Origin of the sequence: Streptomyces sp. CB03234, assembly GCF_001905885.1 — a bacterium.
In the GTDB taxonomy this organism is placed as follows: domain Bacteria; phylum Actinomycetota; class Actinomycetes; order Streptomycetales; family Streptomycetaceae; genus Streptomyces.
In genome coordinates this window covers 432,942-456,234 of record NZ_LIYH01000002.1, presented here as the reverse complement: position 1 = coordinate 456,234, position 23,293 = coordinate 432,942, and the positions used below count along the sequence as shown (strand labels likewise).

The following is a 23,293-nucleotide window of genomic DNA, read 5'->3' as shown; positions in this document are numbered from 1 at the left end:
GTCGGTACGTACGACCCGGAATACTTGACGTATGGATCAGCGTGCCGAACTGAGTGAGTTCCTCCGCTCCCGGCGGGCCCGGCTGAAGCCGGAGGACGTCGGGCTTCCCGAGTTCGGGCGCCACCGCCGGGTACCGGGGCTGCGGCGGGAGGAGCTGGCGCAGCTGGCCGGCGTTTCCGTCGCGTACTACACGCGCCTGGAGCAGGGCAACGGCCGCAACGTGTCCATCGAGGTGCTGGACGCGATCGCGCGGGCGCTGCGTCTGACGGACGCCGAGCGTGACCATCTGACGCACCTGGCGAGGCCGACGCACAAGAAGAAGCGGCGGGTGCCGGCGACCCGGCCGCAGACGGTGCGCCCGGCGCTGCAGCACCTGCTGGACGCGATGGAGGGGGTGCCGGCGTTCGTCCTGGGGCGGCGGCTGGACATCCTGGCCTGGAACAGGCTGGCGCGGGCGCTGTTCGGGGACTTCGCGGCGCTCCAGCCGCAGGAGCGGAACATGGCACGGCAGCTGTTCCTCGACCCGAACGTCCGCGATCTGTACGTCGACTGGGAGGCGAAGGCGACGGAGGTGGTGAGCGCGCTGCGGCTGTACGCGGGCTGCTCGCCGGACGATCCGCAACTGTCGACGCTGGTCGGTGAACTGTCCGTGAAGAGCTCGGAGTTCCGCGAGCTGTGGGCGGCGCACACGGTGCAGGAGAAGGGGCACGGCGCGAAGCGGCTGCACCATCCGCTGGTGGGCGAACTGACGCTGGCGTACGAGACGCTGCGGCTGCCGGACGACCACGACCTGAGCCTGGTGACGTACACGGCGGAGCCGGGCACGCCGTCGGCGGAGTCGCTGCGGCTGCTGGCGAACTGGGGGGTCGACGAGGTCGCGGGGGCGCGCTGAGCGCAGCGGCGTACGTAGCGTGCGTACGACGACGGGCGGCGGCCCTCCGTGAGGAGGACCGCCGCCCGTTCGTTCAGTGGTGGCTCAGACGGCCGAGCCGGCCTTCCACTCCGCCCAGCTCATGTTCCAGCCGTTGAGGCCGTTGTCCGGGGCGATGGTCTTGTCCTTGGAGTTCTTGACGACGACCACGTCACCGACGATCGAGTTGTCGTAGAACCAGGCACCGGGCTGCTTCGGGTCGTTGGCGCCCTTGGCGTCGTTGAGGCCCACGCAGCCGTGGCTGGTGTTGACCTTGCCGAAGATGGAGTCCGAGCCCCAGTAGTTGCCGTGGATGAAGGTGCCCGAGGTGGACAGCCGCATGGCGTGCGGCACGTCCTTGATGTCGTACTCGCCCTTGCCGTCCTTCTTGGTGAAGCCGACCGTCGAGCCGTCCATCCGGGTCTCCTTGAACTTCTCGGAGATGACCATCTGGCCGTTGTAGGTCGGGTTCTCGGGGGCGCCGGCGGAGATCGGGATGGTCTTGATCGTCTTGCCGTCCTGGGTGACCGTCATGGTCTTGGCGGCGGCGTCGACGGTGGAGACCTGGTTGCGGCCGATGGTGAAGGTGACGGTCTTCTGCTGGACGCCGTAGACGCCGTCGGAGCCCTCGACGCCGTCGAGGTTCAGCTTCAGCGTGACCTTGGAGCCCTCGGCCCAGTAGTTCTCGGGGCGGAAGTCGATGCGCTGGGAGTTGAACCAGTGGCCGACGATTTCCTGGCCGCTGGTGGACGAGACGGTGATGCCGGACTGGACGGCCTTCTTGTCCGTGATCGGCTTGTTGAAGTTGATCGAGACGGGCATGCCGACGCCGACCGTGGAGCCGTCCTCGGGGGTGAAGTTCCCGATGAAGCTGTTGTCCTTGGAGACGGTGGTGAAGGAGGAGTTCTCGTGGGCCTCACGGCCCTCGGAGTCCTTGGCGGTGGCGGCGATCTTGTAGGTGGTGGCCCGCTCCAGCTGCTCGCTGGGCTTCCAGCTGGTGCCGTCGGCGGCGATCTCGCCCTTGACGGTCGTGCCGTCCGGGGCGGTCATCGTGACCTGCGTGAGCGTGCCCTCGCTGACAGTGACCTTGGCGTCGTTGTTGATGCCGGCGTTCTGCGCGCCGTTCTTCGGGGAGATCGTTATTCGGGCCTCGGAGGCGTCCTTCGCCGCCGCCGCGTCGACCTGGGACTGTGACGTCTTCGAGCTTTCGGAGGCGTCGGCCTCGTCCTCACCGCCGGTGCAGCCGGTGAGCACCAGTACGCCGCCGAGCAGTGCGGACGCGGCCGCCAGGCCCTTGCGCCGCTTGCTGTCCGTCATCACACGCTTCTCCATCGTCGCCGATTCCCTGCCAACTGTCTCAACAACACCCATAACAACCCGTCCCGTTCCCCATCCGGTACGGATGTGGGGAACACCACTGATCGACGCGCCCGGGGGAGCCGTTGGTTCCCGATCTTCCCGAGGTATACCGATGCGCGTGAAATGGGCCCCGGACGCGCCCGCCACAGCGGCGGTCCGGGACCCGGAGCGTGTCACAGGTCACACGCTACGGCCGTACGTCGTCGAGGTGATCCTCATCATCCTCCTCATCCAGGTCCCACATCTCCGCGTCGGGGTCGTACTCGACCTGCTCGCTGCTCCACGACGCCTGGGCGAGCTCCACGCCGGGCACCTGGCCGAGCAGGTCGACCGGCTCGACGAGGTAGGCGAGAGCTTCCGCTTCGTCTTCTCGTACCGCGGATCGGGCGTGCGTACGCTCCTCGTCCGGCATGAATTCGTCGGCTTCGACGCGCTCCAGCGCGGCTCCGGTGAGTTGGTCGTTGTCCGTCACTTCCAGCAGCAGTTCCACGCGAAGGCGCACATACCGTGATGTCTCAGAAGGGCTCATATGACGGAGCGTAAGCCGCCGGGGCCCATGACTTTCCAGCGACCCGCTGTGTTCATTAGCATCGGCGCACCCACCAATTCTCGGTTCCGCAAAAGGATCTGAATCTGTGTCCGTCGCACGTCGACCGCTGCTGACCGCCACCGCCGCCGGGACCCTGCTCGGTGCGCTGTGGTTCGTCCCTTCGGCCAACGCCACCGTTGAGCGGCCACCCGCGGAGCAGCACGAAACGAGAACGTCCACGGCCGCGAAGGGCCAGGAGCAGCTGGTCCTGGCCGACACCGGCGGCGTGGACACCACCCCGTACCTGATCGGCGGCGCGGCCTTCCTCGCGATGGGGACAGGGCTGGTGGCCTTCGCCGTACGACGAGGGGCGCACACCGTCCTGTGACGGTGCGCGCCCCGGCGCAAGGCGTCGTCAGGCCAGCGGGCCGGTGACCTTCTCGACCGCCTCGACGAGCTTCCCCTCCCGTACGAAGGCGTCGGCGGCCTCCAGGTCGGGCGCGAGGAAACGATCCGGCCCGGGGCCCTGGACGCCTGCCGCACGCAGCGCCTCGATGGCGGCGCGGGAGGCGGGCGCCGGGGTGAGCCCGTCGCGCAGCTCGATGGCGCGGGTCGCGGCGTACAGCTCGACGGCGATGATCCGGCCCAGGTTGCCGACGGCGGTGCGCAGCTTGCGGGCGGCGGACCAGCCCATGGAGACGTGGTCCTCCTGCATGGCGGAGGACGGGATGGAGTCGGCGGAGGCCGGGACGGCGAGCCGCTTCAGCTCGCTCACCAGGGCGGCCTGTGTGTACTGGGCGATCATCAGCCCCGAGTCGACACCCGCGTCGTCGGCGAGGAACGGCGGCAGGCCGTGGGAGCGGTTCTTGTCGAGCAGCCGGTCGGTGCGGCGTTCGGCGATGGAGCCGAGGTCGGCGGCGGCGATGGCGAGGAAGTCCAGGACGTACGCGACGGGCGCGCCGTGGAAGTTGCCGTTGGACTCGACGCGGCCGTCGGGCAGGACCACCGGGTTGTCGACGGCGGAGGCCAGCTCCCGCTCGGCGACGAGCCGGGCGTGGGCCATGGTGTCGCGGCCCGCTCCGGCGACCTGCGGGGCGCAGCGCACCGAGTAGGCGTCCTGGACGCGGGGGGCCTCGTCCTGCTGGAAGTGGCCGGTGAGGCCGGAGCCCTTGAGGACGGCGAGCATGTTCGCGGCGGCGGCGCCCTGGCCGGGGTGCGGGCGGATGGCGTGCAGCTCGGGCGCGAGGACCTTCTCCGTACCCAGGAGCGCTTCCAGCGACAGGGCGGCGGTGATGTCGGCGGACTTGTAGAGCTTGTCGAGGTCGTCCAGGGCCATGATCAGCATGCCGAGCATGCCGTCGGTGCCGTTGAGGAGGGCGAGGCCCTCCTTCTCGCGGAGCTCGACGGGCTCGATGCCGTGCTCGGCGAGGAGCTCTCCGGCGGGGCGGACGCGACCGTCGGGGCCTTCGGCGTCACCCTCGCCCATCAGGGTGAGCGCGCAGTGGCTGAGCGGGGCGAGGTCGCCGGAGCAGCCGAGGGAGCCGTACTCGTGGACGACGGGGGTGATGCCCGCGTTGAGCACGTCCGCCATGGTCTGCGCGACCTGGGGCCGGACCCCGGTGTGCCCGGAGCAGACGGTCTTGAGCCGCAGGAACATCAGCGCCCGCACGACCTCGCGCTCGACGGGCGCGCCCATGCCGGCGGCGTGCGAGCGGACGATGTTGCGCTGCAGCTGGGCGCGGAGCTCGGGGCTGATGTGCCGGGTGGCAAGCGCGCCGAAGCCGGTCGAGACGCCGTAGACGGGCTCGGGCTTGGCGGCGAGGGCGTCGACGATCTCGCGGGCCTTGGCGAGCGCGGTGAGCGCCTCCGGGGAGAGCTCGACACGGGCGTTGCCGCGGGCCACGGCGATGACGTCCTGGGCGGTGGCGCCGGACGTCCCCACCACGACTGTGTGCATATCCATATTCAGCAGCGTACGGACTGAATCCCAACGTGTCACTACCCCGCTTCCCCGGCACCCCTTACGACCTCCCCGGGACCGTACCCCCAACCCCCAACGGGCCGGGCCCCCGTCTCCCACCGGCCGGCAGATGCCCATAGCCGGAGCCCGTACCCCCGTCCCACGGATGGCCACCGCCCGGGGTGGGTCCGTACAGGGTCGCCCCCGCAGAGCTTGGGGGAGGCTCGGTAACGGCTCCCAACCGTCGCGCCCAAGGCCGCCGGCCTCGTGGGGGTGCCCCCTCTGAGGGAGAGGTGAGCCCGGAGGGGCCACGCCCCCCACCCCCCGGCAGGCCACCGACCCGCACCGGGGCCACCGGCGGGGGCGGGCGGGGACGGCACCGCCCCGGGGGGAACCGGGAACGCGCACCGCCCCGGGTGGTCGCTGTAAGGCCCCATCGCCCCAGCGGGACGACGGCCCGCAACGGGGGAGGCGCCGCCCAAGGCCAGGGTCAGAAGCGGAGCGGTACCTCCGCTGGAAGTGTGGGATAGACCCGGGCCCATTGCCCCGTCACACAGTCGACCACCCGTGTCTCGTCCCTCGCCGAACGAGCGAAGGCCTTCAGGCTCCGCTCCTTCCCCGTCAGCACGACACCCCTCCGGCTCAGGCAGTCGCCGACCGCCGCCCGCAAGGGCGCGTCCATGACCTGCGCCCGGCCCTCGACGAACGTCGGCTCGACCATCGACAGATGGGAGAGATTGCAGCTCTGTACGGCGTTGTTGTACGTCTTCGGTTCGCCACGTGGCGTGATGTCGTAGATCAGTGTCAGATTGTCGGCCGGGCTGAGGATGGGCTCGCTGACTGGGTACCCGGCGTCCCTGACGCAGGAGACGAACCGGCCCATGGCCGTGCGGTATTCGGCCGCGCTGACCCGGCCGTCCTTGAGCGCCCAGTCCTGCCCGGGAAGCGGTATGTCGCCGGCCTCCCGGCCACCGTCCAGGCCGGCCTGAGCGCAGCCTGAGACGGTGGCCAGGAGCAGCGCGACGACGAGCATCGCCCTGCGCATGGGTCAGGAGTAGGTGACGTTGCAGGAGTCACAGCCCCAGTGCAGGCCGTTGCGGGCCTGGCTGCTGGAGGTGTAACTGGTGTAGGCGGAGCTGCTGCTGCCGTACTTGCGGGTGGTCTGGTAGCCGTCACTGCGTATCAGGGCCGCGCTCAGTCGGCCGGCGCAGTCGCCCGATGACTTCGTGGTCTGCGCCCAGCTGTAGCTTCCGGTGAAGCCGCTGGACACATAGTTGCTGCCACAACTGCGGTTCACGGTACGGTTGTTGCCCAGCGCCTGCGCGTCGGTCGCGACGAGCACCGGCGCCACCGCGACCAGTGCCGTCAGGCCGGCTGCCGCCACGGACTTCCGCAGGGACGAAAGGGAGAGCACTGCCACTTGGTCTCACGATCCTTTCCAGGTCCGTCGGTTCCTGAGCTGGAACCGACATGACTGACGCTACGGATCACGCTGAGGCGGTCGAACCCTTTGCGTTCTGATGCAAAGGGCTCCCGCCCAGCCCCTGTCCAGGCTCAGACGCCGTGAACCAGACCCGTCCCCAGCGCCGTACGCGTGTGCCGGACGGAACCACCGAGCCGCTCGCTGACCACCAGGCCGGCCCGGCGTAGCGCGGTGGCGTGACGGCTGGCCGTGGAGACAGAGGTGCACAGGCGCACGGCGAGCTCGGTCGTGCTGTGCGCGCTGTCGAGGAAGCGCAGGGCGGCGGCGCGGGTCGGCCCGATCAGCTCGTCGAGACCGTTGAGACCGGCCTCGCCGAAGCTGCCCGAGCTGGAATCTTCCGGCTTCGGGATCCACAACGGCTGCCGCGCCACCGGAAACACCAGGGTCGGCGGCAGCTCTGGATCGGCGAGGGCGATCGGATGGTTGTGGCAGAAGAAGCTGGGGATCAGCAACAGTCCGCGCCCATTCAGGTCGAGGCTCTGCGCGACCGGATAGTCCACCTCCAGCACCGGGGGCCGCCACTGCATCTGGGGCCCGAGGCTGCCTAGCAGTTCCTCGCTGCCCTGCGCGATGAACCGCCGCGCATGGCGGTTCGCGTCGCGCGCGACGAGCGCCGCGCCGACGGGGGCATACGGCGCCAGGACGTGGGCGTGGTAGCCGCGTAACGCGAGGCCGAGCCGACGCAGGGCCTCGAGACGCCCGGCCGTGACATCGCTGAACCAGACCGGCGACCGAGGGCGGGACTCCGCGAGCCGGCTGATCTCCGCGCGCAGCTGCCCCTTGCCGGTGGACAGCACCTGGTCGACTCCGCCTTCCAGGGAGGTGACGTGGCCCGGGGGCGTCAGGAAGTCGGGGAAGTAGGAGCTGATCGGGACGAGCGCCGACAGCAGGTGCACATCCCGGCCCATGCCCGCATGGGTCAACTTTTTGCGGGCGAGGCGGCTCCAGGGCGCGAAAAACGGGTCGGGGCTGAGGAGTTGATGGAGACTCAGCACGATTTCCCACATGACGTCCGGCTCATCCGCGAGCCGGACGCGCCCCAGATCGAGATCGCTGAAACGGATATGGAGCACAAGTCCCCCTCTTGTGATCGCATGGTCTGTGACCCAGGAGACCTCACCGCCCTAAACATCCCATGGACGTCCTCTTGTCAGGGCGGCCACGCGTCCCGGTTCAGCATCCACACCCGGGCCGAAGTACGCCCGCCGGGCTACCGCCCACAGCAGGGAGGCACCGGCGGCGGACGGTTCCGCGCCGGACCGCGCTCTACGGGCCGGGCCGGTCCGGCTCGGCGCCCGGCTCCGTGCCGACGGCCGGCTCCGGCGGGGCGGGCGGCGCCGCAGGGGCCACAGAACCCCCAGGCACCGCAGAAGCCCCAGGCGCCCTCGGCACCCCAACCACCCCCGGCTCCGCCGGGGCGTCGCGGAAGGTGCGGCGGTCGCGGGCGGCCGCCGGGGGGTGGTCCGCCAAGGCGATGACCGTGCCGTCCCGTCCCGCCACCACCGGCTTGAGCGACCGCGCCGCCTTGGCCCGGTACTGCGCCGCGTCCGCCAGCCGGAACAGCCGCCGTGCCGACTGCACCGGTCCGATCGGGTCACCGGTCGACGCCACCCCGCACGCCACGCCCTCGCCCAGCTCCAGCTCACCGGCCCGTACGCACAGCTCGTCCGCCGCCCGCACCACCTCGTCCGCCTCCGGTCCCACCGACACCAGGCAGAACTCGTCACCGCCCAGCCGCGCCGCCAGCGCGCCCGGCAGCATCGCCCCGCAGTACGACAGCACCGAGCCGAACCGCTCCAGCAGCCGGTCCCCCGCCGCGTGCCCGTGCGTGTCGTTGACGCGCTTGAGGCCGTTCAGGTCGCAGACCACCAGCGACACCACCGTCCCGTCCGCCAGGAAGCGCTCGACCGCCTCGTCCAGCCGCATGTCCACCGCCCGCCGGTTGGCGAGCCCGGTCAGCGGGTCGGTGAAGGCGAGCCTGCGGACCTCCTCCAGGCGCTCGGTCTGGGCGATCCCGGCCGCGACGACCGACGCGAGCACGGTCGCGAAGTCCGCGTCGCCGCGGTCGAAGACCGGCGCCCCGGCCGGCCGGGCCACGTACAGCTCGCCCCACGCCCGCCCGTGCATCACTATCGGCGCGACGACACAGCAGCCGCGCCCGCGCCGCCGCAGGGCGGCCACCCTCTGGTGGCAGTAACCGGGCTCCCCCGCCTCCGGCCCGTGCGCCGTCTCCACCCAGGCGTTCGGCTCCCCGCCGCCCGCCCACCGCTCGTGCAGGAACTCGGTGATCTCGGAGAACTGGTGCACCGGGTACGTCTCGGAGTCCGGGAACTCCTCCTCGTCCGGCGCCCGCTCGCCCGCGTTGACGAGCACCTTGAGCCGGCCGAGGTCCCGCTCCCACATCGAGAGCGCGGCGAACGTCCCGCGGAGCGCGTCGCGCGCGCCCAGCGCGGCCGCCCGCCAGGTCTCGCGCGGAGTGTGCGCCGACGCCATGGCCTGCGCGAGCGCCACTACAGCGCGTAGCCGGACATCCTCACCCATTCCTCAAGCTTAGGGAGGATGCCCGACTTTTCACTCCCAGACCTTTCACTCCCCGGGCCACTCGGGCTTCCGCTTCTCGTTGAACGCCGCCACGCCCTCCGCCCGGTCGCCCGAGAAGGCCACCGACCGCCATGCCGCGTCCTCGACCTCCAGGCCCGCCCGCAGGTCCAGCCCGTGCCCCAGCCGCATGGCGCGCTTGGCGGCCCGCAGCCCGACCGGCGAGTTGCCGGCGATCCGGGTGGCCAGCTGCAGGGCGCCCTCACGGGCGTCGTCCACCAGCTGGTCCACCAGCCCCAGCGACACCGCCTCCGCCGCCGCCACGCGCCGCGCCGTGAACACCAGCTCCGCTGCCCGGGCGGCCCCCACCCGGCGTGGCAGCAGCTGCGTCCCGCCACCGCCCGGAATCACGCCCACCGACACCTCGGGCAGCCCGACGACCGCCGTCGCGTCGGCCACGATCAGGTCGCAGGCGAGCGCCAGCTCGAACCCGCCGCCCAGCGCGAAGCCGTGCACGGCGGCGACCGTCGGCATCGGCAGCTCCAGCACGCCGGTGTACGCGCCGCGCGCGACCGGGCGCTGGCGCACCAGCTCGGCGTCGCTGAGCGCGTTGCGCTCCTTGAGGTCGGCGCCCACGCAGAACGCCCGCTCGTTGGAGGAGGTCAGCACGGTCACCCGTACCGACGGATCCGCGCCGAGCGCCTCGCACGCGGCGCCGATGCAGCGGGCCATCTCCGTGGAGACGGCGTTCATGGCCTTGGGCCGGTCGAGGACCAGTTCCGCCACGTGCTCATGACGGCGTACGGCGACGAATTCTCCGAAGCGCTGCTCGGACATAAGGCGAAACCCTCCCGGTTAACGAGCGTTAGCGACCGCTACCCGGGGATCTTAGGCTCCCGCCGCGTCAGCAGCCAGGGCTCGATCACCCCGAGGCCTCGCACCGGCCGCTGCCACATCGGCTGGAGCGCGAAGCGGTACGAGGGCGGCGCCTCGCCCTCCTTCTCCGCGCGCGCCACCTCCTCCGCGACCTGCGCCTCCGACACCGGTGCCTCGCCCGTGCGCGACAGCTCCTCCGCGAGCGCCCCGTCGACCAGGACCGCGTCCTTGGGCGCTATCGAGGTGAGCCGGCTCGCCAGGTTCACCGTCGTACCGAAGACGTCGCCCATCCGGGTCGTGACCGTGCCGAAGGCGATGCCGACGCGCAGCGCGGGCATCGTCTCGTCGTGGCCGAGCGTCTCGATGAGCCGCAGCGCGATCTCGGCGGCCGTACCGGCGTCGTCGGCCGCGTACAGCACCTCGTCACCGAGCGTCTTGATCAGCCGCCCGCCGTGCGCGGCGACCAGGTCGGCCGAGGTGGTCTCGAACGCCTCGACCAGCTCGCCCAGCTCCTCCTCCTCCAGGCGCCGGGTCAGCCGGGTGAAGCCGACGAGGTCCGCGAAGCCGACCGCGAGGCGCCGGTCCACCATCTCCTCGTCGTCGGCGGCCTGCACGACCCGCCCGGTCGCCGCCGCGAGCTGCCGCCGCCACACGTACACCAGGAATTCCTGGAGCTCCGGCAGCAACAGCTCCACCAGGGGATACGTCACTTCAGTACGCGTCATGCCGGGCTCGGGCGGCTCAGTGAGGCCCTCCAGGAACGAGTCGATCTGCCATTCGGCCAGCCGGGCGGTGGTCTGGCCGGTGGACCGGGCCACCTGCACCGCCATCGGCTCGCTCAGCAGCCCCGCCTCCACCAGACCGGCCAGCCGCCGCAGCGCCAGCACGTCCGCCTCCGTCAGCGCCTTGGCCTGGCCGATGTCGGCGAAGCCCATGGCGCGCCAGAACCGGGAGGCCAGGTCCATGGAGACACCGGCGGTGCGGGCCGCCTGGAAGGGGGTGTAGCGGCGCTCGGCGCCGAGGATCAGCTGCTCCAGGCGGATGGCCAGGGGGTCGTCGGTGGGCTCCGCCGTGTGGTCGACGACATGGTGGGGGGTGGGGTACTCCGCCCCGCCGGGCGTTCCGCTGGGCCCCGCCCCCCTCGGCCCGGACCCGGACCCGCCCGAGTTCGCGTCGTCGACGGTCACCGGCCGCCTCCTGCCCGTTCCCTGCGCACTGTCCTGCCGATCTGTAGCTGGATCGTCGTCAACGATACGGCAGGTGTGCCCTGGCTCACGTCCGGGCGGCCCAGCGCGTTAGTCCACCGGGCGCAGATGCACGATGTCGCCCGCTCCCACGGCCTCCCGCTCTCCGCCGGGCGGCGCCACCACCAGCCGCCCGTCGCCGTCGATGGCGACCGCCTCGCCCGTGAGGGTGCGGTCGCCGGGCAGCTCGGCGCGGACGGTACGGCCGAGGGTGGCGCAGCCCGCCGCGTACGCCTCCGCCAGTCCGCACGCCACCGGGTCGCCGCCGGCCGCCGTCCACCGGCCGTACCACTGCTCCAGCGAGCGGAGGACGGCGCGCAGCAGCGTGTCGCGGTCGGTGGAGATCGCGTTCGCGAGGAGGAGGGAGCCGGCCGTGGGGACGGGCAGCTCCTCCTTACGGAGGGTGACGTTGAGGCCGAGTCCGACGACGATGCCGTCGTCGCCGGCCCGCTCGGCGAGGATGCCGCCGGTCTTCCTCTCTTCGCCTTCGACCCTCACCATCAGGTCGTTGGGCCACTTCAGCGCCATGTCGACACCGGCGGCACGGGTCAGCCCGGTGGCGGCGGCGACTCCGGTGAGCAGCGGCAGCCAGGCGAGGCGGGCGACGGGGACGTCCGGCTTGAGCAGGACGGAGAAGAACAGGCCGGAGCGGGCGGGCGCGGACCAGGTGCGGTCCAGACGGCCGCGCCCGGCCGTCTGCTCCTCGGCGAGGAGGATCGCGCCCTCGGGGAGGCCGGCGGCGCGGGCGGCCAGGTCGGAGTTGGTGGAGCCGGTGGCGGGCACGATGTCGAGGGAGGTCCACCGGCCGCCGGGCCGGAGGAGGGCGCGGCGCAGGGAGGCGGCGTTCAGGGGCGGTCGTTCGAGGTCGGACCAGGGGCTCCCTGGACCAAGTGAGGGCGTCATGCAAGCCAGCGTAGGTGTGGTAAACACCGCACTGCCGAAGGCCATGCCCGCCGATACGCTACGGGTCAGTAGCCAACGATCCCGTGACCATGCAGGGAGCCGCATCCCGATGTCCGAGCCGGTCAAGCCCCAAGAGCCCCAGAAGATCGACATCCATACGACCGCGGGCAAACTCGCGGATCTGCAGCGCCGTATCGACGAGGCGACGCACGCGGGCTCCGAGCGCGCCGTCGAGAAGCAGCACGCCAAGGGCAAGTTGACGGCCCGGGAGCGCATCGCCCTCCTGCTGGACGAGGGTTCCTTCGTCGAGCTGGACGAGTTCGCCCGGCACCGCTCCACCAGCTTCGGCCTGGAGAAGAACCGCCCCTACGGAGACGGTGTCGTCACCGGGTACGGAACGGTCGACGGCCGCCCGGTGGCGGTGTTCTCGCAGGACTTCACGGTGTTCGGCGGCGCGTTGGGCGAGGTCTTCGGGCAGAAGATCATCAAGGTGATGGACTTCGCCCTGAAGACCGGCTGCCCGGTCATCGGCATCAACGACTCCGGTGGCGCCCGTATCCAGGAGGGCGTCATGGCCCTCGGCATGTACGGCGAGATCTTCCGCCGCAACACCCATGCCTCGGGAGTGATTCCGCAGATCAGCCTGGTCGTCGGCCCGTGTGCGGGCGGGGCCGTGTACTCCCCGGCCATCACCGACTTCACGGTGATGGTCGACCAGACCTCGCACATGTTCATCACGGGCCCCGACGTCATCAAGACGGTGACGGGCGAGGACGTGGGCTTCGAGGAGCTGGGCGGTGCCCGGACGCACAACACCGCCTCCGGTGTGGCGCACCACATGGCGGGGGACGAGAAGGACGCCATCGAGTACGTCAAGTCCCTCCTGTCGTACCTGCCGTCGAACAACCTCTCCGAGGCGCCCGCCTTCCCGGAGGAGGCGGATCTGGAGCCGAGCGACGAGGACCGCGAGCTGGACGTCCTCATCCCGGACTCGGCGAACCAGCCGTACGACATGCACACCGTCATCGAGCATGTGCTGGACGACGGTGAATTCCTGGAGACGCAGGCGCTGTTCGCGCCGAACATCGTCACGGGGTTCGGGCGGGTGGAGGGCTACCCGGTCGGCATCGTCGCCAACCAGCCGATGCAGTTCGCGGGCTGCCTGGACATCAACGCCTCCGAGAAGGCCGCCCGGTTCGTCCGTACCTGCGACGCGTTCAACATCCCGGTGCTGACCTTCGTCGACGTGCCGGGGTTCCTGCCGGGCGTCGGCCAGGAGCACGAGGGCATCATCCGGCGCGGCGCCAAGCTGATCTACGCGTACGCCGAGGCGACCGTCCCGCTGATCACGGTGATCACGCGCAAGGCGTTCGGCGGCGCGTACGACGTCATGGGCTCCAAGCACCTGGGCGCCGACCTGAACCTGGCGTGGCCGACCGCGCAGATCGCGGTGATGGGCGCGCAGGGCGCGGTGAACATCCTGCACCGGCGCACCATCGCGGAGGCCGACGACGTCGAGGCGACGCGGGCGCGGCTGATCCAGGAGTACGAGGACGCCCTGCTCAACCCGTACACGGCGGCCGAGCGCGGTTACATCGACGCGGTCGTCATGCCGTCGGAGACGCGGACGCAGATCGTCAAGGGCCTGCGTCAGCTGCGTACGAAGCGGGAAAACCTGCCCCCGAAGAAGCACGGCAACATCCCCCTCTAAGGAGCCCCCATGATCAAGGTTCTGCGGGGCAACCCGACCCCGGAGGAGCTGGCCGCCGCCCTGGCGGTGGTCCAGGCGCGCGCCGCCGCGACCGCCTCGGCGGCCTCCGGCGGCGCGGAGCGCGTCCCCGAGGGCTGGTCCGACCCGGCGAGGATCGCCCATACGCGCCGCCCGCAGCCGGGCCCGCGGTCGTGGACGCGCTCGTACTGGCCCCTTTAAAGCAGGGGTACGACGGCCTCCGCCATGACGCGGTATCCCGCGTCGTTGGGGTGGAGGCCGTCCTCGTACGCGTACGCGGGGTTGAGGCGGTCGGGGTCGGCGGGGTCGGCCATGAGCCGGTGGAAGTCGATGACGGCGTCGAACTCGCCGGACTCGCGCATCCAGTCGTTGACCTCGCCGCTGACCTTGGCGGCCCGGTCGCTCCAGTGGGTGGTGCCCTTGAAGGGCAGGATGGTCGCGCCCACGATCCGTACGCCACGCGCGCGTGCGGCGCGTATCAGGGTGCGGTAGCCGTCGATCAGTTCGGCGGCCGACACGGCCGGGGCGGGCTTGTACGTGGGCTGGTCCCGGGCCTCGCTGAAGCCGATGTCGTTGAGCCCCTGGAGGAGGACGACCGTTCCGGCGCCGGGCAGGTCGAGGGCGTCGCGGTGGAAGCGGGCGGAGGACCGCTCCCCGTACCAGGCCGAGTCGTTGAGCAGCAGGTTGCCGCCGATGCCGGCGTTCAGTACGGGGCGGTCCGTGCGCTCGGCGAGGGCGTCGGACCAGCGGCGGTCGGCGTTGGGGGTGGAGCCGAAGCCGTCGGTGAGGGAGTCGCCGAACAGCACGGCACCCGGCTGAGGGGCCCGGGGGCCGCTCACGTCCACCCCGGTCAGGTAGTACCAGGACTGGGTCGTCCCGGTGAACGGCGTACCGGTGACGTCGTCGCGGTGGTCGCCCTCGGCGCGGTAGGTGTCGGTGAAGCCCTGGGCGTGGAAGGTGGCCGGGCCGGTGGTGCCGGCGAGGTACAGCGTGACGGTCAGCCGGTCCAGGCGCTCCAGGGCGAGCTCGGCGGCGTCGCTCTCGGTCTGCCCGTGCGCCGGGACGGCCACCGACCGCCGCCCTCCGAAGGTGAGGTGGCGCAGGGTCCCGGACCGGACGGCCGCGCCGGTGTCCGTACGGGCGATGGCGACCCCGGTGATGTGGAGCGGGGAGGTCCCGTACGCGTTCGACAGCCGGATCCGGACGCGGTCGCCGGCGGCGGTGACGCGGAGGACCTGGCGGACGGTGTGGTCGGAGAAGCCCTCCTGGGACCAGTTCGGGGTGAACCCGGTGGAGGGAAGCTGGGGGGAGGCGGTCCAGGCGGCGGTCCAATGCGTCGTCGTCATCGTTCGACTCCTAACGGGAAGGAATTTCCATTAAGCTGCACGGGGCGACCGTACCACCACACCGCAACTAAACGAAACAGGAGTCCCATTTGGAATCCATGCCCGGCACCGTCCGCCCCGGCGGCCGCACCGCCAAGGTCCGCGCCGCCGTCCTCCGGGCCACCGAGGAGGCGCTGGCCACGGAGGGCTTCCACGCCCTGAACATGGACCGGATCGCCGCCGGCGCGGGCGTCGGCAAGACCACCGTCTACCGGCGCTGGGGCTCCCCCGTCGGCCTGATCGCCGACCTGCTCCGCGACATGGCCGAGCGGTCCGTCCCCGCCTCGGACACCGGCTCGCTCGAAGGCGACCTGCGCGACAACGCCACCCTCGTCGCCACGGCCCTCACCGACCCGCGCATGGGCCCCGTCTTCCGGGCGGTCATCGCGGCGGCGGCCTGCGACGAGGAGTGCGCCACCGCCCTGCACGGCTTCTACGCGGCCCGCCTCGGCGAATGGGCCACCGTCGTGGAACGGGCCGTCACCCGCGGCGAGGCCCCGCCCGGCACCGACCCGGTCGAGGCCCTGCGCGCCGTCTCCGCCCCGCTGTACTACCGCTTCGCGGTCAGCCACGAGCCGCTCACCGCCGCGGACGAGGAGCGGGCGGTGGCGGCGGCCCTCGCCGCGATCCGCGCGGGGGTGTTCACCACCCGTTGACCAGCCCGTGATTAGTCCGTAAGCACCGCGGTGCCTGAGTACGCGTACTCAGGCGCCGGGCGGACCCCGCCAGCAGGATCGAAGGATGCTGTGGTCCGACCCCGAGAACGAACCCCCCGAAGAGATGCGCGACATGCAGGCGATGCTGCGCCGCGCGGGGATTCTGCTGGCGCTGGCGATGCTGCTGGCGATGCTCGTGGTGGGCCTGCACTGACACCGGCGCCGAGCCGTCACCCGTGGGCGTTTTCCGTACGATGGCGCCCATGACTGCTGCTCAGCGCCGCCGCCTCGTCCTGGCCTCCGCGTCCCCCGCCCGCCTCGGTCTGCTGCGGCAGGCCGGGCTCACCCCCGAGGTGATCGTCAGCGGGATCGACGAGGACAAGTTCACCGCCCCGACCCCGGCCGAACTGGCGCTCGCCCTCGCCGAGGCCAAGGCCGCCCACGTGGCCGCCAAGCCCGAGGCGAGCGGCGCGCTGGTGATCGGCTGCGACTCGGTGCTGGAGCTGGACAAGCAGGCGCTGGGCAAGCCCGCCGACGCCGAGGAGGCCACCGCCCGCTGGAAGGCGATGCGCGGCCGCGCCGGCATCCTCCAGACCGGCCACTGCGTCTACGACACCACCGCCAAGCGGTACGCCTCCGCGACCGCCTCCACCCTGGTCCGCTTCGGCGACCCGACGGACGAGGAGATCGCGGCGTACGTCGCCAGTGGCGAACCCCTCCACGTGGCGGGCGCGTTCACCCTCGACGGCCGCTCGGCGCCCTTCATCGACGGCATCGACGGCGACCCGGGCAATGTGATCGGCCTGTCCCTGCCGCTGCTGCGCCGCCTGCTGGCCGAACTGGGCATCGCGATCACCGACCTGTGGGGCTGACCCTCCCCCGCGTCACGCCGCCGCCACGCCGCCCTCCACGGGCGGCGCCGGCTCCTCGCCCTCCGGCGCGTACAGCACCAGCGAGGCCACGATCAGGCCCAGCACGACCATCATGTACGCGAACGCCGCCCACCCCACCAGGCCCACCGTCACCGCGCCCAGCACCCCGTGCGTGATCGCGCAGGTGATGAGCACGATCCGCGCGACCCGCCCCAGGGCGCCGTCCCGTACGCCCAGGCGCACCAGCAGCGCCCCGCACAGGGCCACGTACGCCCCGAAGACACCGCCCATGACCCAGATCGCGGTGACCATCAGGTCCGGGTCGAGGCCGTCCAGCGACATCCGCTGGCCGCCCATGACCTTGGCGAGCACCATGTGCAACAGCACCAGGCCCGCTGCCTCCAGGATCAGCACGATCCCGGCCGCCAGCGCTATCGGTCTGCGGGCCACCATGGGCACTCCCCTGCCAGTACGGACGACAGCGCGCAGGCTACTGACTGGTAAACGTACGAACAAGGGTTCTGGCAGCGCGGCAAAGAATCATTCGCCCATTCGTAGGGACTCCACAAAGAAACGGGATGCCCCGCTGGCCGTGAAGACAGAGACCTTGACCACACCTCAGGGTTACTGTTCCGTCCAGAAGCCCTGCGTAACGTGGTGCGACAAGGGATTTCACGACTCCACCGCGGCTCGAATCACGCTCCGTGTGGGCAAGCTCACCATGGGGGACGGGTCGAAAGGCCGTGTCGGCTGTCCCTAAACTCAGCTTGTTTCAAGGAGGGAGCCATCGTGCGCAAGGTGCTCATCGCCAACCGTGGCGAAATCGCTGTCCGTGTCGCCCGTGCCTGCCGGGACGCCGGGATCGCGAGCGTAGCCGTCTACGCCGATCCGGACCGGGACGCCCTGCACGTCCGTGCGGCCGACGAGGCGTTCGCCCTGGGCGGTGACACCCCGGCCGCCAGCTATCTGGACATCGCCAAGGTGCTCCAGGCCGCGGCCGATTCCGGCGCGGACGCCATCCATCCTGGGTACGGATTCCTTTCCGAGAACGCGGAGTTCGCCCAGGCCGTCATCGACGCGGGCCTGACCTGGATCGGCCCGCCGCCGCAGGCCATCCGGGACCTGGGCGACAAGGTCGCCGCCCGTCACATCGCCCAGCGCGCCGGCGCGCCGCTGGTCGCCGGCACGCCCGACCCGGTCTCCGGCGCGGACGAGGTCGTCGCCTTCGCCGAGGAGCACGGCCTGCCGATCGCCATCAAGGCGGCCTTCGGCGGCGGCGGACGCGGCCTGAAGGTCGCCCGCACCCTCGAAGAGGTGCCGGAGCTGTACGACTCCGCCGTCCGCGAGGCCGTCGCCGCCTTCGGCCGCGGCGAGTGCTTCGTGGAGCGGTACCTGGACAGGCCCCGCCACGTGGAGACGCAGTGCCTGGCGGACAAGCACGGCAACGTCGTCGTGGTGTCGACGCGTGACTGCTCGCTCCAGCGCCGCCACCAGAAGCTGGTGGAGGAGGCCCCGGCGCCGTTCCTGTCGGCCGAGCAGAACGCCGAGCTGTACCGGGCGTCCAAGGCCATCCTGAAGGAGGCCGGCTACGAGGGTGCCGGCACCGTGGAGTTCCTCGTCGGCCAGGACGGCACGATCTCCTTCCTGGAGGTCAACACCCGTCTCCAGGTCGAGCACCCGGTCACCGAGGAGGTCACCGGTATCGACCTCGTACGCGAGATGTTCCGTATCGCCGACGGCGAGGAGCTCGGGTACGACGACCCCGCCGTACGCGGCCACTCCTTCGAGTTCCGCATCAACGGCGAGGACCCGGGCCGCAACTTCCTCCCGGCCCCCGGCACGGTGACCACGTTCGCCCCGCCGAGCGGCCCGGGTGTCCGCCTGGACGCGGGCGTGGAGTCCGGCAGCGTCATCGGCCCCGCCTGGGACTCGCTGCTCGCCAAGCTGATCGTCACCGGCGCGACGCGTGAGCAGGCCCTCCAGCGGGCGGCCCGTGCTCTCGCCGAGTTCCAGGTCGAGGGCATGGCCACCGCCATCCCCTTCCACCGCGCTGTGGTGGCCGACCCGGCGTTCACCGCGAACCCGTTCCGCGTGCACACGCGCTGGATCGAGACGGAGTTCGTCAACGAGATCAAGCCGTTCGCCGCCCCCGCCGCCACGGAGACGGAGGAGGAGCCGGGCCGCGAGACCGTCGTCGTCGAGGTCGGCGGCAAGCGCCTGGAGGTCTCGCTGCCGTCCTCCCTGGGCATGAGCCTGGCCCGCACGGGTCTGGCCGCGGGCGCCAAGCCCAAGCGCCGCGCCGCCAAGAAGTCCGGCTCGGCCGCCTCGGGCGACACGCTCGCCTCCCCGATGCAGGGCACGATCGTCAAGGTCGCGGTCGAGGAGGGCCAGGAGGTCAAGGAGGGCGACCTCATCGTCGTACTCGAGGCGATGAAGATGGAGCAGCCCATCAACGCCCACCGCGCGGGCACGATCAAGGGTCTGTCGGCGGAGGTCGGCGCGTCGGTGACGTCCGGCGCCGCGATCTGCGAGATCAAGGACTGACACACCTCACCACAGGGGCCCGTCGGCACAGGCCGGCGGGCCCCTCGCCATGTGCGCGATGGCATGCTGGAGGGCAGAAGGGCGGGGCCTGCGAGGGAGGACGGCGCGATGGCGACGAGTACGGCGGCGGGCGGGACGGCGGCGGACAGGGCGCCGGGTGCACCGCGGCCCATGCGCGCCGACGCACGCCGCAACTACGAGCGGCTGCTGAGCGAGGCGCGGGCCGCCTTCGCGGAGCACGGCACCGACGCGTCGCTGGAGGACGTCGCACGCCGCGCGGGGGTCGGGATCGGCACGCTGTACCGGCACTTCCCGAACCGGCACGCGCTGATGAACGCCGTCTTCCAGGAGGCGCTCCACACCCTGCTGGAGCGGTCCCACGACCTGGCCGCCTCGGAGCAGCCGTGCACGGCGCTGGTGGAATGGCTGCGCGCCATCGTCACCCACGCGGGTGAGTACCGGGGCCTGGCCCGCGCGCTCATGTCGGCGTCGCACGACACGAGTTCGGCCCTGTCCCAGTGCAGCACGCCCATGCGCGCGGCCGGCGAGCGCCTGCTGGTCCGCGCCCAGGAGGCGGGCGCGGTACGGGCGGACGTGTCGATCGGCGACCTGATGCAGCTCACCAACGCGATCGCCCTGGCGGCCGAGCAGTCCCCGGACGACCCGGAGCTGGCCGACCGACTGCTGATGCTGACTTTGCGCGGCCTGAAGGCCTGAAGGCCTGACGTCCACCCGACCCGAACCGTAACGGGCCGAAGGCGCCCATCGCCGTGCCCGGCGCCGTCGCCCTGCCTCGGGCACCCGGCGCCTGGCATCGTGGCATGGCGCCCAGCCGACGGGCGGGTGCCCTGTCTCGGGTGGCCGCGCCCGGAGGCCGGCCGAGGCTCCGGTGTCGCGCCGCGTGGCCCGGCCCCCCGGGTGGACGCCCGGCTTCAGGCCGGCGACTCCCGGCACGGGCACGTTCGCACGCGCGTCGGCCCGCCCCCGAGGGGCGCGCTCAGCGGCGGCGGAGGTCGGCCACCCGTGCGCTGCGCTCCGGGGGCTGGCCGTCCGCCGGGAGGGAGGCGCTGCGCAGTTGCGGGCCGCCCGGGTGGCGGCCGCGCTGGCCCGGCAGGGGGACGTCCCGGCGGGCCTGCCGGCCCGGTGGCGGGGCGCCCTCCGCGCCGGACGCGCCGGACGCGCCGGGCGCCGGGCCGGCCACGGTGACCTGGACGCCCTGGTCGGCCAGCGCCTGCAGCTCGGTGCCCGCCCGGTCGTCGTGGACGGGCGGCTCGTCGGTGACCAGCCGGGTGATCACGTCCGTCGGCACGGTCTGGAACATCGTGTCCGTACCGAGCTTGGTGTGGTCGGCCAGCACGACCACCTCCGCCGCCGCCTGGACCAGCGCCCGGTCGACGCTCGCCGACAGCATGTTGGACGTGGACAGGCCCCGTTCGGCGGTGAGCCCGCTCCCGGACAGGAACGCCCGCGAGACTCTCAGCCCCTGGAGGGACTGCTCGGCCCCGCTGCCCACCAGCGCGTAGTTGGAGCCGCGCAGGGTGCCGCCGGTCATGACGACCTCCACCCGGTTGGCGTGGGCCAGCGCCTGGGCGACGAGCAGCGAGTTGGTGACGACGGTCAGCCCGGGTACGCGGGCGAGCCGGCGGGCCAGCTCCTGGGTGGTCGTCCCCGCGCCGACCACGATGGCCTCGCCCTCTTCGACGAGCCCGGCGGCCACGTCGGCGATGGCCGTCTTCTCGGCGGTCGCGAGATGGGATTTCTGCGGGAAGCCGGACTCTCGCGTAAAACCGCCCGGCAGCACCGCACCGCCGTGCCGGCGGTCGAGGAGTCCTTCTGCCTCCAGTGCCCGCACGTCACGCCGTACGGTCACTTCGGAGGTCTGGACGACGCGGGCGAGCTCCCGGAGCGATACCGCCCCGTTGGCGCGCACCATTTCAAGGATCAACTGACGACGTTCTGCAGCGAACACGAAACTGACAGTAACCCCAGCGACCGTTTCTTTGCAGCGGTATGGGCCTATTACGCGAAGTTGCGAACAGACGGGCCCGCCAAGTGGTATAGGCGGGCCCGTCCGGGAACGTTCCTTGACCGATCGATGTCCCGACTTGCCGGGGGTTGCCGGGTGTTGTCCCTCAGCTCTGCGGAGCTACGCCTCGGCGCTGGTCTTCCGGGTGTGCAACTGTCGTGCCACCTCGGCGATCGAGCCCGACAGGGACGGGTACACGGTGAAGGCGTTTGCGATCTGTTCGACCGTCAGGTTGTTGTCGACGGCGATCGAGATCGGGTGGATCAACTCCGAGGCGCGCGGGGCGACCACGACACCGCCCACCACGATCCCCGTTCCGGGCCGGCAGAAGATCTTGACGAAGCCGTCCCTGATGCCCTGCATCTTGGCGCGCGGGTTGCGCAGCAGCGGCAGCTTGACGACCTTGGCGTCGATCTTGCCGGCGTCGACGTCGGCCTGGGTGTAACCGACCGTGGCGATCTCGGGGTCGGTGAAGACGTTCGCGGAGACGGTCTTGAGGTTCAGCGGGTTCACCGTGTCGCCGAGGAAGTGGTACATCGCGATCCGGCCCTGCATGGCGGCGACCGACGCCAGCGCGAAGACGCCGGTGACGTCACCGGCCGCGTACACCCCGGGCGCCGAGGTGCGCGAGACCCGGTCGGTCCAGATGTGGCCCGAGTCCTTGAGCCGTACGCCGGCCTCCTCCAGCCCCATCCCGGCGGTGTTCGGGACGGCACCCACGGCCATCAGGCAGTGCGACCCGGAGATGACCCGCCCGTCCGCCAGCGTCACCTCGACCCGGTCCCCCACCCGCTTGGCGGAGGCGGCCCGGGAACGGGCCATGACGTTCATGCCACGGCGCCGGAAGACGTCCTCCAGGACGGCCGCCGCGTCCGGGTCCTCGCCGGGCAGCACGCGGTCGCGCGACGAGACCAGCGTGACCCGGGAGCCCAGCGCCTGGTACGCGCCGGCGAATTCGGCACCCGTCACACCCGAGCCGACCACGATGAGCTCCTCGGGCAGCTCGTCCAGGTCGTACACCTGCGTCCAGTTGAGGATGCGCTCGCCGTCCGGCAGGGCGTCGGGGATCTCGCGCGGGTGGCCGCCGGTCGCGATCAGTACGGCGTCGGCGGTGAGCGTCTCCTCGCTGCCGTCGGCGGCGGTGACGATCACCTGGCGGGAGCCGTCCACCGCCTGGCGGCCGTCGAGCCGGCCCCGGCCACGCAGCACGCGCGCGCCCGCACGCGTGACGGAGGCGGTGATGTCGTGCGACTGGGCGAGGGCGAGCCGCTTCACACGCCGGTTGACCTTGCCGAGGTCGACGCCGACGATCCGGGCGGCCTGCTCGATGTGCGGGGTGTCGTCCGCGACGATGATGCCGAGCTCCTCGTGGGAGGAGTCGAAGTTGGTCATCACCTCGGCCGTGGCGATGAGGGTCTTCGAGGGTACGCAGTCGGTCAGGACGGACGCTCCGCCGAGGCCGTCGGTGTCGACGACGGTCACCTCCGCGCCGAGCTGGGCGCCCACCAGGGCCGCCTCGTATCCGCCGGGTCCGCCACCGATGATCACGATCCGGGTCACTGGGGTTACGCCTCGCGCTCTCGTCACGGCAGGGATGCAAGTACGTACCCCATTGTCCCGCACGACCCGGGCGGCTTCCGCCCGGGGCCCTCGATCGGGAAACAGCGCTCACCCCCGGCCCTCCCGTACCCTCGATCCCATGTCGCTCTACGCCGCGTACGCCGGCAACCTCGACGCGCGGCTGATGACCCGCCGCGCCCCGCATTCCCCGCTGCGCGGCACGGGCTGGCTCAACGGCTGGCGGCTGACGTTCGGCGGCGAGCAGATGGGCTGGGAGGGCGCGCTGCCCACGATCGTGGAGGCGCCGCGTTCCCAGGTGTTCGTCGCGCTGTACGACATCGCCCCCATGGACGAGGACTCCATGGACCGCTGGGAGGGCGTCGGCCTGGACATCTACCGGCGCATGCGGGTGCGGGTGCACACCCTGGAGGGCGAGGAACCGGCCTGGGTGTACGTCCTCAACGGCTACGAGGGCGGCCTGCCCTCGGCCCGCTACCTGGGTGAGGTCGCCGACGCCGCCGAGTCCGCGGGCGCCCCGCACGACTACGTGATGGAGCTGCGCAAGCGTCCCTGTTGAGGTGCTCTTGTCGGAAACGACAAGACAACGATCCGAGCTCCGTGGGCATCGTCATCTACGCGCGTAGGCAATCTCCGGCTACGCTCTTGTGCGTACTGCATTTTTCCGGGGCCGGCCCCCGGACCCCCGGTCCTCGTGAGCG

General features: G+C 71.6%; 24 protein-coding genes. 10 read left to right on the top strand and 14 right to left on the bottom strand.

The window, feature by feature from the left end; translation table 11 throughout:
* Positions 1–31: 31 nt before the first annotated feature.
* Entirely contained in the window at positions 32–892 is an 861-nt protein-coding gene (locus AMK26_RS08920; protein ID WP_073753900.1) for a helix-turn-helix domain-containing protein, read from the top strand.
* Positions 893–976: 84 nt separating this feature from the next.
* Here the strand turns inward: AMK26_RS08920 and AMK26_RS08915 are convergent, their stop codons facing one another.
* Both AMK26_RS08915 and AMK26_RS35570 read right to left on the bottom strand, forming a co-directional pair.
* Positions 977–2,242: a L,D-transpeptidase gene (locus AMK26_RS08915; RefSeq protein ID WP_073753898.1), complete on the bottom strand. Its 1,266-nt coding sequence runs from the start codon at positions 2,240–2,242 to the stop codon at positions 977–979.
* 214 nt (positions 2,243–2,456) lie between these two features.
* Entirely contained in the window at positions 2,457–2,771 is a 315-nt protein-coding gene (locus tag AMK26_RS35570; protein WP_241837838.1) for a hypothetical protein, read from the bottom strand.
* A 133-nt stretch (positions 2,772–2,904) separates the two neighbouring features.
* Between AMK26_RS35570 and AMK26_RS08905 the strand changes: the two genes are divergently transcribed.
* Positions 2,905–3,186 (top strand): hypothetical protein, encoded by a 282-nt coding sequence (locus AMK26_RS08905; RefSeq protein WP_073753896.1) that lies wholly within the window; start codon positions 2,905–2,907, stop codon positions 3,184–3,186.
* A 27-nt stretch (positions 3,187–3,213) separates the two neighbouring features.
* Here the strand turns inward: AMK26_RS08905 and hutH are convergent, their stop codons facing one another.
* From hutH to AMK26_RS08865, 8 genes are all read right to left on the bottom strand, one after another.
* Positions 3,214–4,755, bottom strand: coding sequence for a histidine ammonia-lyase (gene hutH, locus AMK26_RS08900; protein WP_073753894.1), 1,542 nt, complete (start codon positions 4,753–4,755; stop codon positions 3,214–3,216).
* Between the two features lie 493 nt (positions 4,756–5,248).
* Positions 5,249–5,803: a hypothetical protein gene (locus AMK26_RS08895; RefSeq protein WP_073753892.1), complete on the bottom strand. Its 555-nt coding sequence runs from the start codon at positions 5,801–5,803 to the stop codon at positions 5,249–5,251.
* A 3-nt stretch (positions 5,804–5,806) separates the two neighbouring features.
* The gene (locus AMK26_RS08890) at positions 5,807–6,178 is read right to left on the bottom strand and encodes a hypothetical protein (protein WP_241837837.1); all 372 of its coding nucleotides are present in this window, start codon (positions 6,176–6,178) and stop codon (positions 5,807–5,809) included.
* 134 nt (positions 6,179–6,312) lie between these two features.
* The gene (locus AMK26_RS08885) at positions 6,313–7,314 is read right to left on the bottom strand and encodes an ArsR/SmtB family transcription factor (RefSeq protein WP_073753888.1); all 1,002 of its coding nucleotides are present in this window, start codon (positions 7,312–7,314) and stop codon (positions 6,313–6,315) included.
* A 193-nt stretch (positions 7,315–7,507) separates the two neighbouring features.
* Positions 7,508–8,782, bottom strand: coding sequence for a GGDEF domain-containing protein (locus AMK26_RS08880; RefSeq protein WP_079277507.1), 1,275 nt, complete (start codon positions 8,780–8,782; stop codon positions 7,508–7,510).
* A 45-nt stretch (positions 8,783–8,827) separates the two neighbouring features.
* Positions 8,828–9,616 (bottom strand): enoyl-CoA hydratase/isomerase family protein, encoded by a 789-nt coding sequence (locus tag AMK26_RS08875; protein ID WP_073753886.1) that lies wholly within the window; start codon positions 9,614–9,616, stop codon positions 8,828–8,830.
* 38 nt (positions 9,617–9,654) lie between these two features.
* Positions 9,655–10,842 (bottom strand): adenylate/guanylate cyclase domain-containing protein, encoded by a 1,188-nt coding sequence (locus tag AMK26_RS08870; RefSeq protein ID WP_073753884.1) that lies wholly within the window; start codon positions 10,840–10,842, stop codon positions 9,655–9,657.
* 108 nt (positions 10,843–10,950) lie between these two features.
* Entirely contained in the window at positions 10,951–11,802 is an 852-nt protein-coding gene (locus AMK26_RS08865; RefSeq protein WP_073753882.1) for a biotin--[acetyl-CoA-carboxylase] ligase, read from the bottom strand.
* 109 nt (positions 11,803–11,911) lie between these two features.
* Here AMK26_RS08865 and AMK26_RS08860 point away from each other — a divergent pair, with 109 nt between their 5' ends.
* Positions 11,912–13,513: an acyl-CoA carboxylase subunit beta gene (locus tag AMK26_RS08860; protein WP_073753880.1), complete on the top strand. Its 1,602-nt coding sequence runs from the start codon at positions 11,912–11,914 to the stop codon at positions 13,511–13,513.
* 9 nt (positions 13,514–13,522) lie between these two features.
* Positions 13,523–13,732: an acyl-CoA carboxylase epsilon subunit gene (locus AMK26_RS08855; protein WP_073753878.1), complete on the top strand. Its 210-nt coding sequence runs from the start codon at positions 13,523–13,525 to the stop codon at positions 13,730–13,732.
* On the opposite strand, the gene AMK26_RS08850 is transcribed toward AMK26_RS08855, so the two are convergent.
* On the bottom strand, positions 13,729–14,877 hold the full coding sequence (locus tag AMK26_RS08850) for an SGNH/GDSL hydrolase family protein (protein ID WP_073753876.1): 1,149 nt from the start codon (positions 14,875–14,877) through the stop codon (positions 13,729–13,731). The genes AMK26_RS08855 and AMK26_RS08850 overlap by 4 nt on opposite strands.
* A 98-nt stretch (positions 14,878–14,975) precedes the next feature.
* Between AMK26_RS08850 and AMK26_RS08845 the strand changes: the two genes are divergently transcribed.
* From AMK26_RS08845 to AMK26_RS08840, 3 genes are all read left to right on the top strand, one after another.
* On the top strand, positions 14,976–15,572 hold the full coding sequence (locus AMK26_RS08845; protein WP_073753874.1) for a TetR/AcrR family transcriptional regulator: 597 nt from the start codon (positions 14,976–14,978) through the stop codon (positions 15,570–15,572).
* Between the two features lie 85 nt (positions 15,573–15,657).
* A complete protein-coding gene (gene mmpB, locus AMK26_RS38320) occupies positions 15,658–15,786 on the top strand; it encodes a morphogenic membrane protein MmpB (protein ID WP_274536113.1) in 129 nt (42 codons plus the stop codon).
* 49 nt (positions 15,787–15,835) lie between these two features.
* A complete protein-coding gene (locus AMK26_RS08840) occupies positions 15,836–16,444 on the top strand; it encodes a Maf family protein (RefSeq protein ID WP_073754732.1) in 609 nt (202 codons plus the stop codon).
* Between the two features lie 12 nt (positions 16,445–16,456).
* Here the strand turns inward: AMK26_RS08840 and AMK26_RS08835 are convergent, their stop codons facing one another.
* The gene (locus AMK26_RS08835) at positions 16,457–16,897 is read right to left on the bottom strand and encodes a hypothetical protein (RefSeq protein ID WP_073753872.1); all 441 of its coding nucleotides are present in this window, start codon (positions 16,895–16,897) and stop codon (positions 16,457–16,459) included.
* Positions 16,898–17,233: 336 nt separating this feature from the next.
* On the opposite strand from AMK26_RS08835, the gene AMK26_RS08830 reads away from it, so the two are divergent.
* The gene (locus AMK26_RS08830; protein WP_073753870.1) at positions 17,234–18,988 is read left to right on the top strand and encodes an acetyl/propionyl/methylcrotonyl-CoA carboxylase subunit alpha; all 1,755 of its coding nucleotides are present in this window, start codon (positions 17,234–17,236) and stop codon (positions 18,986–18,988) included.
* Positions 18,989–19,096: 108 nt separating this feature from the next.
* Complete coding sequence (locus AMK26_RS08825; protein ID WP_073753868.1) at positions 19,097–19,705, top strand: TetR/AcrR family transcriptional regulator; 609 nt, start codon at positions 19,097–19,099, stop codon at positions 19,703–19,705.
* 280 nt (positions 19,706–19,985) lie between these two features.
* Here AMK26_RS08825 and AMK26_RS08820 read toward each other — a convergent pair whose 3' ends face one another.
* Together AMK26_RS08820 and AMK26_RS08815 are read right to left on the bottom strand one after the other, a co-directional pair.
* Positions 19,986–20,957, bottom strand: a complete 972-nt coding sequence (locus tag AMK26_RS08820) for a DeoR/GlpR family DNA-binding transcription regulator (protein ID WP_073753866.1) — start codon at positions 20,955–20,957, stop codon at positions 19,986–19,988.
* A gap of 177 nt (positions 20,958–21,134) precedes the next feature.
* Positions 21,135–22,574, bottom strand: coding sequence for an NAD(P)H-quinone dehydrogenase (locus tag AMK26_RS08815; RefSeq protein WP_073753864.1), 1,440 nt, complete (start codon positions 22,572–22,574; stop codon positions 21,135–21,137).
* 139 nt (positions 22,575–22,713) lie between these two features.
* Here AMK26_RS08815 and AMK26_RS08810 point away from each other — a divergent pair, with 139 nt between their 5' ends.
* Complete coding sequence (locus AMK26_RS08810) at positions 22,714–23,151, top strand: gamma-glutamylcyclotransferase (RefSeq protein ID WP_073753862.1); 438 nt, start codon at positions 22,714–22,716, stop codon at positions 23,149–23,151.
* Positions 23,152–23,293 lie beyond the last annotated feature (142 nt).

Coding starts and splice junctions, on each gene's coding strand:
- AMK26_RS08920 (WP_073753900.1), top strand. CDS start 32: ATGGATCAGCGTGCCGAACTGAGTGAGTTCCTCCGCTCCCGGCGGGCC.
- AMK26_RS08915 (WP_073753898.1), bottom strand. CDS start 2,242: ATGGAGAAGCGTGTGATGACGGACAGCAAGCGGCGCAAGGGCCTGGCG.
- hutH (WP_073753894.1), bottom strand. CDS start 4,755: ATGCACACAGTCGTGGTGGGGACGTCCGGCGCCACCGCCCAGGACGTC.
- AMK26_RS08895 (WP_073753892.1), bottom strand. CDS start 5,803: ATGCGCAGGGCGATGCTCGTCGTCGCGCTGCTCCTGGCCACCGTCTCA.
- AMK26_RS08880 (WP_079277507.1), bottom strand. CDS start 8,782: ATGGGTGAGGATGTCCGGCTACGCGCTGTAGTGGCGCTCGCGCAGGCC.
- AMK26_RS08875 (WP_073753886.1), bottom strand. CDS start 9,616: ATGTCCGAGCAGCGCTTCGGAGAATTCGTCGCCGTACGCCGTCATGAG.
- AMK26_RS08865 (WP_073753882.1), bottom strand. CDS start 11,802: ATGACGCCCTCACTTGGTCCAGGGAGCCCCTGGTCCGACCTCGAACGA.
- AMK26_RS08860 (WP_073753880.1), top strand. CDS start 11,912: ATGTCCGAGCCGGTCAAGCCCCAAGAGCCCCAGAAGATCGACATCCAT.
- AMK26_RS08855 (WP_073753878.1), top strand. CDS start 13,523: ATGATCAAGGTTCTGCGGGGCAACCCGACCCCGGAGGAGCTGGCCGCC.
- AMK26_RS08850 (WP_073753876.1), bottom strand. CDS start 14,877: ATGACGACGACGCATTGGACCGCCGCCTGGACCGCCTCCCCCCAGCTT.
- AMK26_RS08845 (WP_073753874.1), top strand. CDS start 14,976: ATGCCCGGCACCGTCCGCCCCGGCGGCCGCACCGCCAAGGTCCGCGCC.
- mmpB (WP_274536113.1), top strand. CDS start 15,658: ATGCTGTGGTCCGACCCCGAGAACGAACCCCCCGAAGAGATGCGCGAC.
- AMK26_RS08840 (WP_073754732.1), top strand. CDS start 15,836: ATGACTGCTGCTCAGCGCCGCCGCCTCGTCCTGGCCTCCGCGTCCCCC.
- AMK26_RS08835 (WP_073753872.1), bottom strand. CDS start 16,897: ATGGTGGCCCGCAGACCGATAGCGCTGGCGGCCGGGATCGTGCTGATC.
- AMK26_RS08825 (WP_073753868.1), top strand. CDS start 19,097: ATGGCGACGAGTACGGCGGCGGGCGGGACGGCGGCGGACAGGGCGCCG.
- AMK26_RS08810 (WP_073753862.1), top strand. CDS start 22,714: ATGTCGCTCTACGCCGCGTACGCCGGCAACCTCGACGCGCGGCTGATG.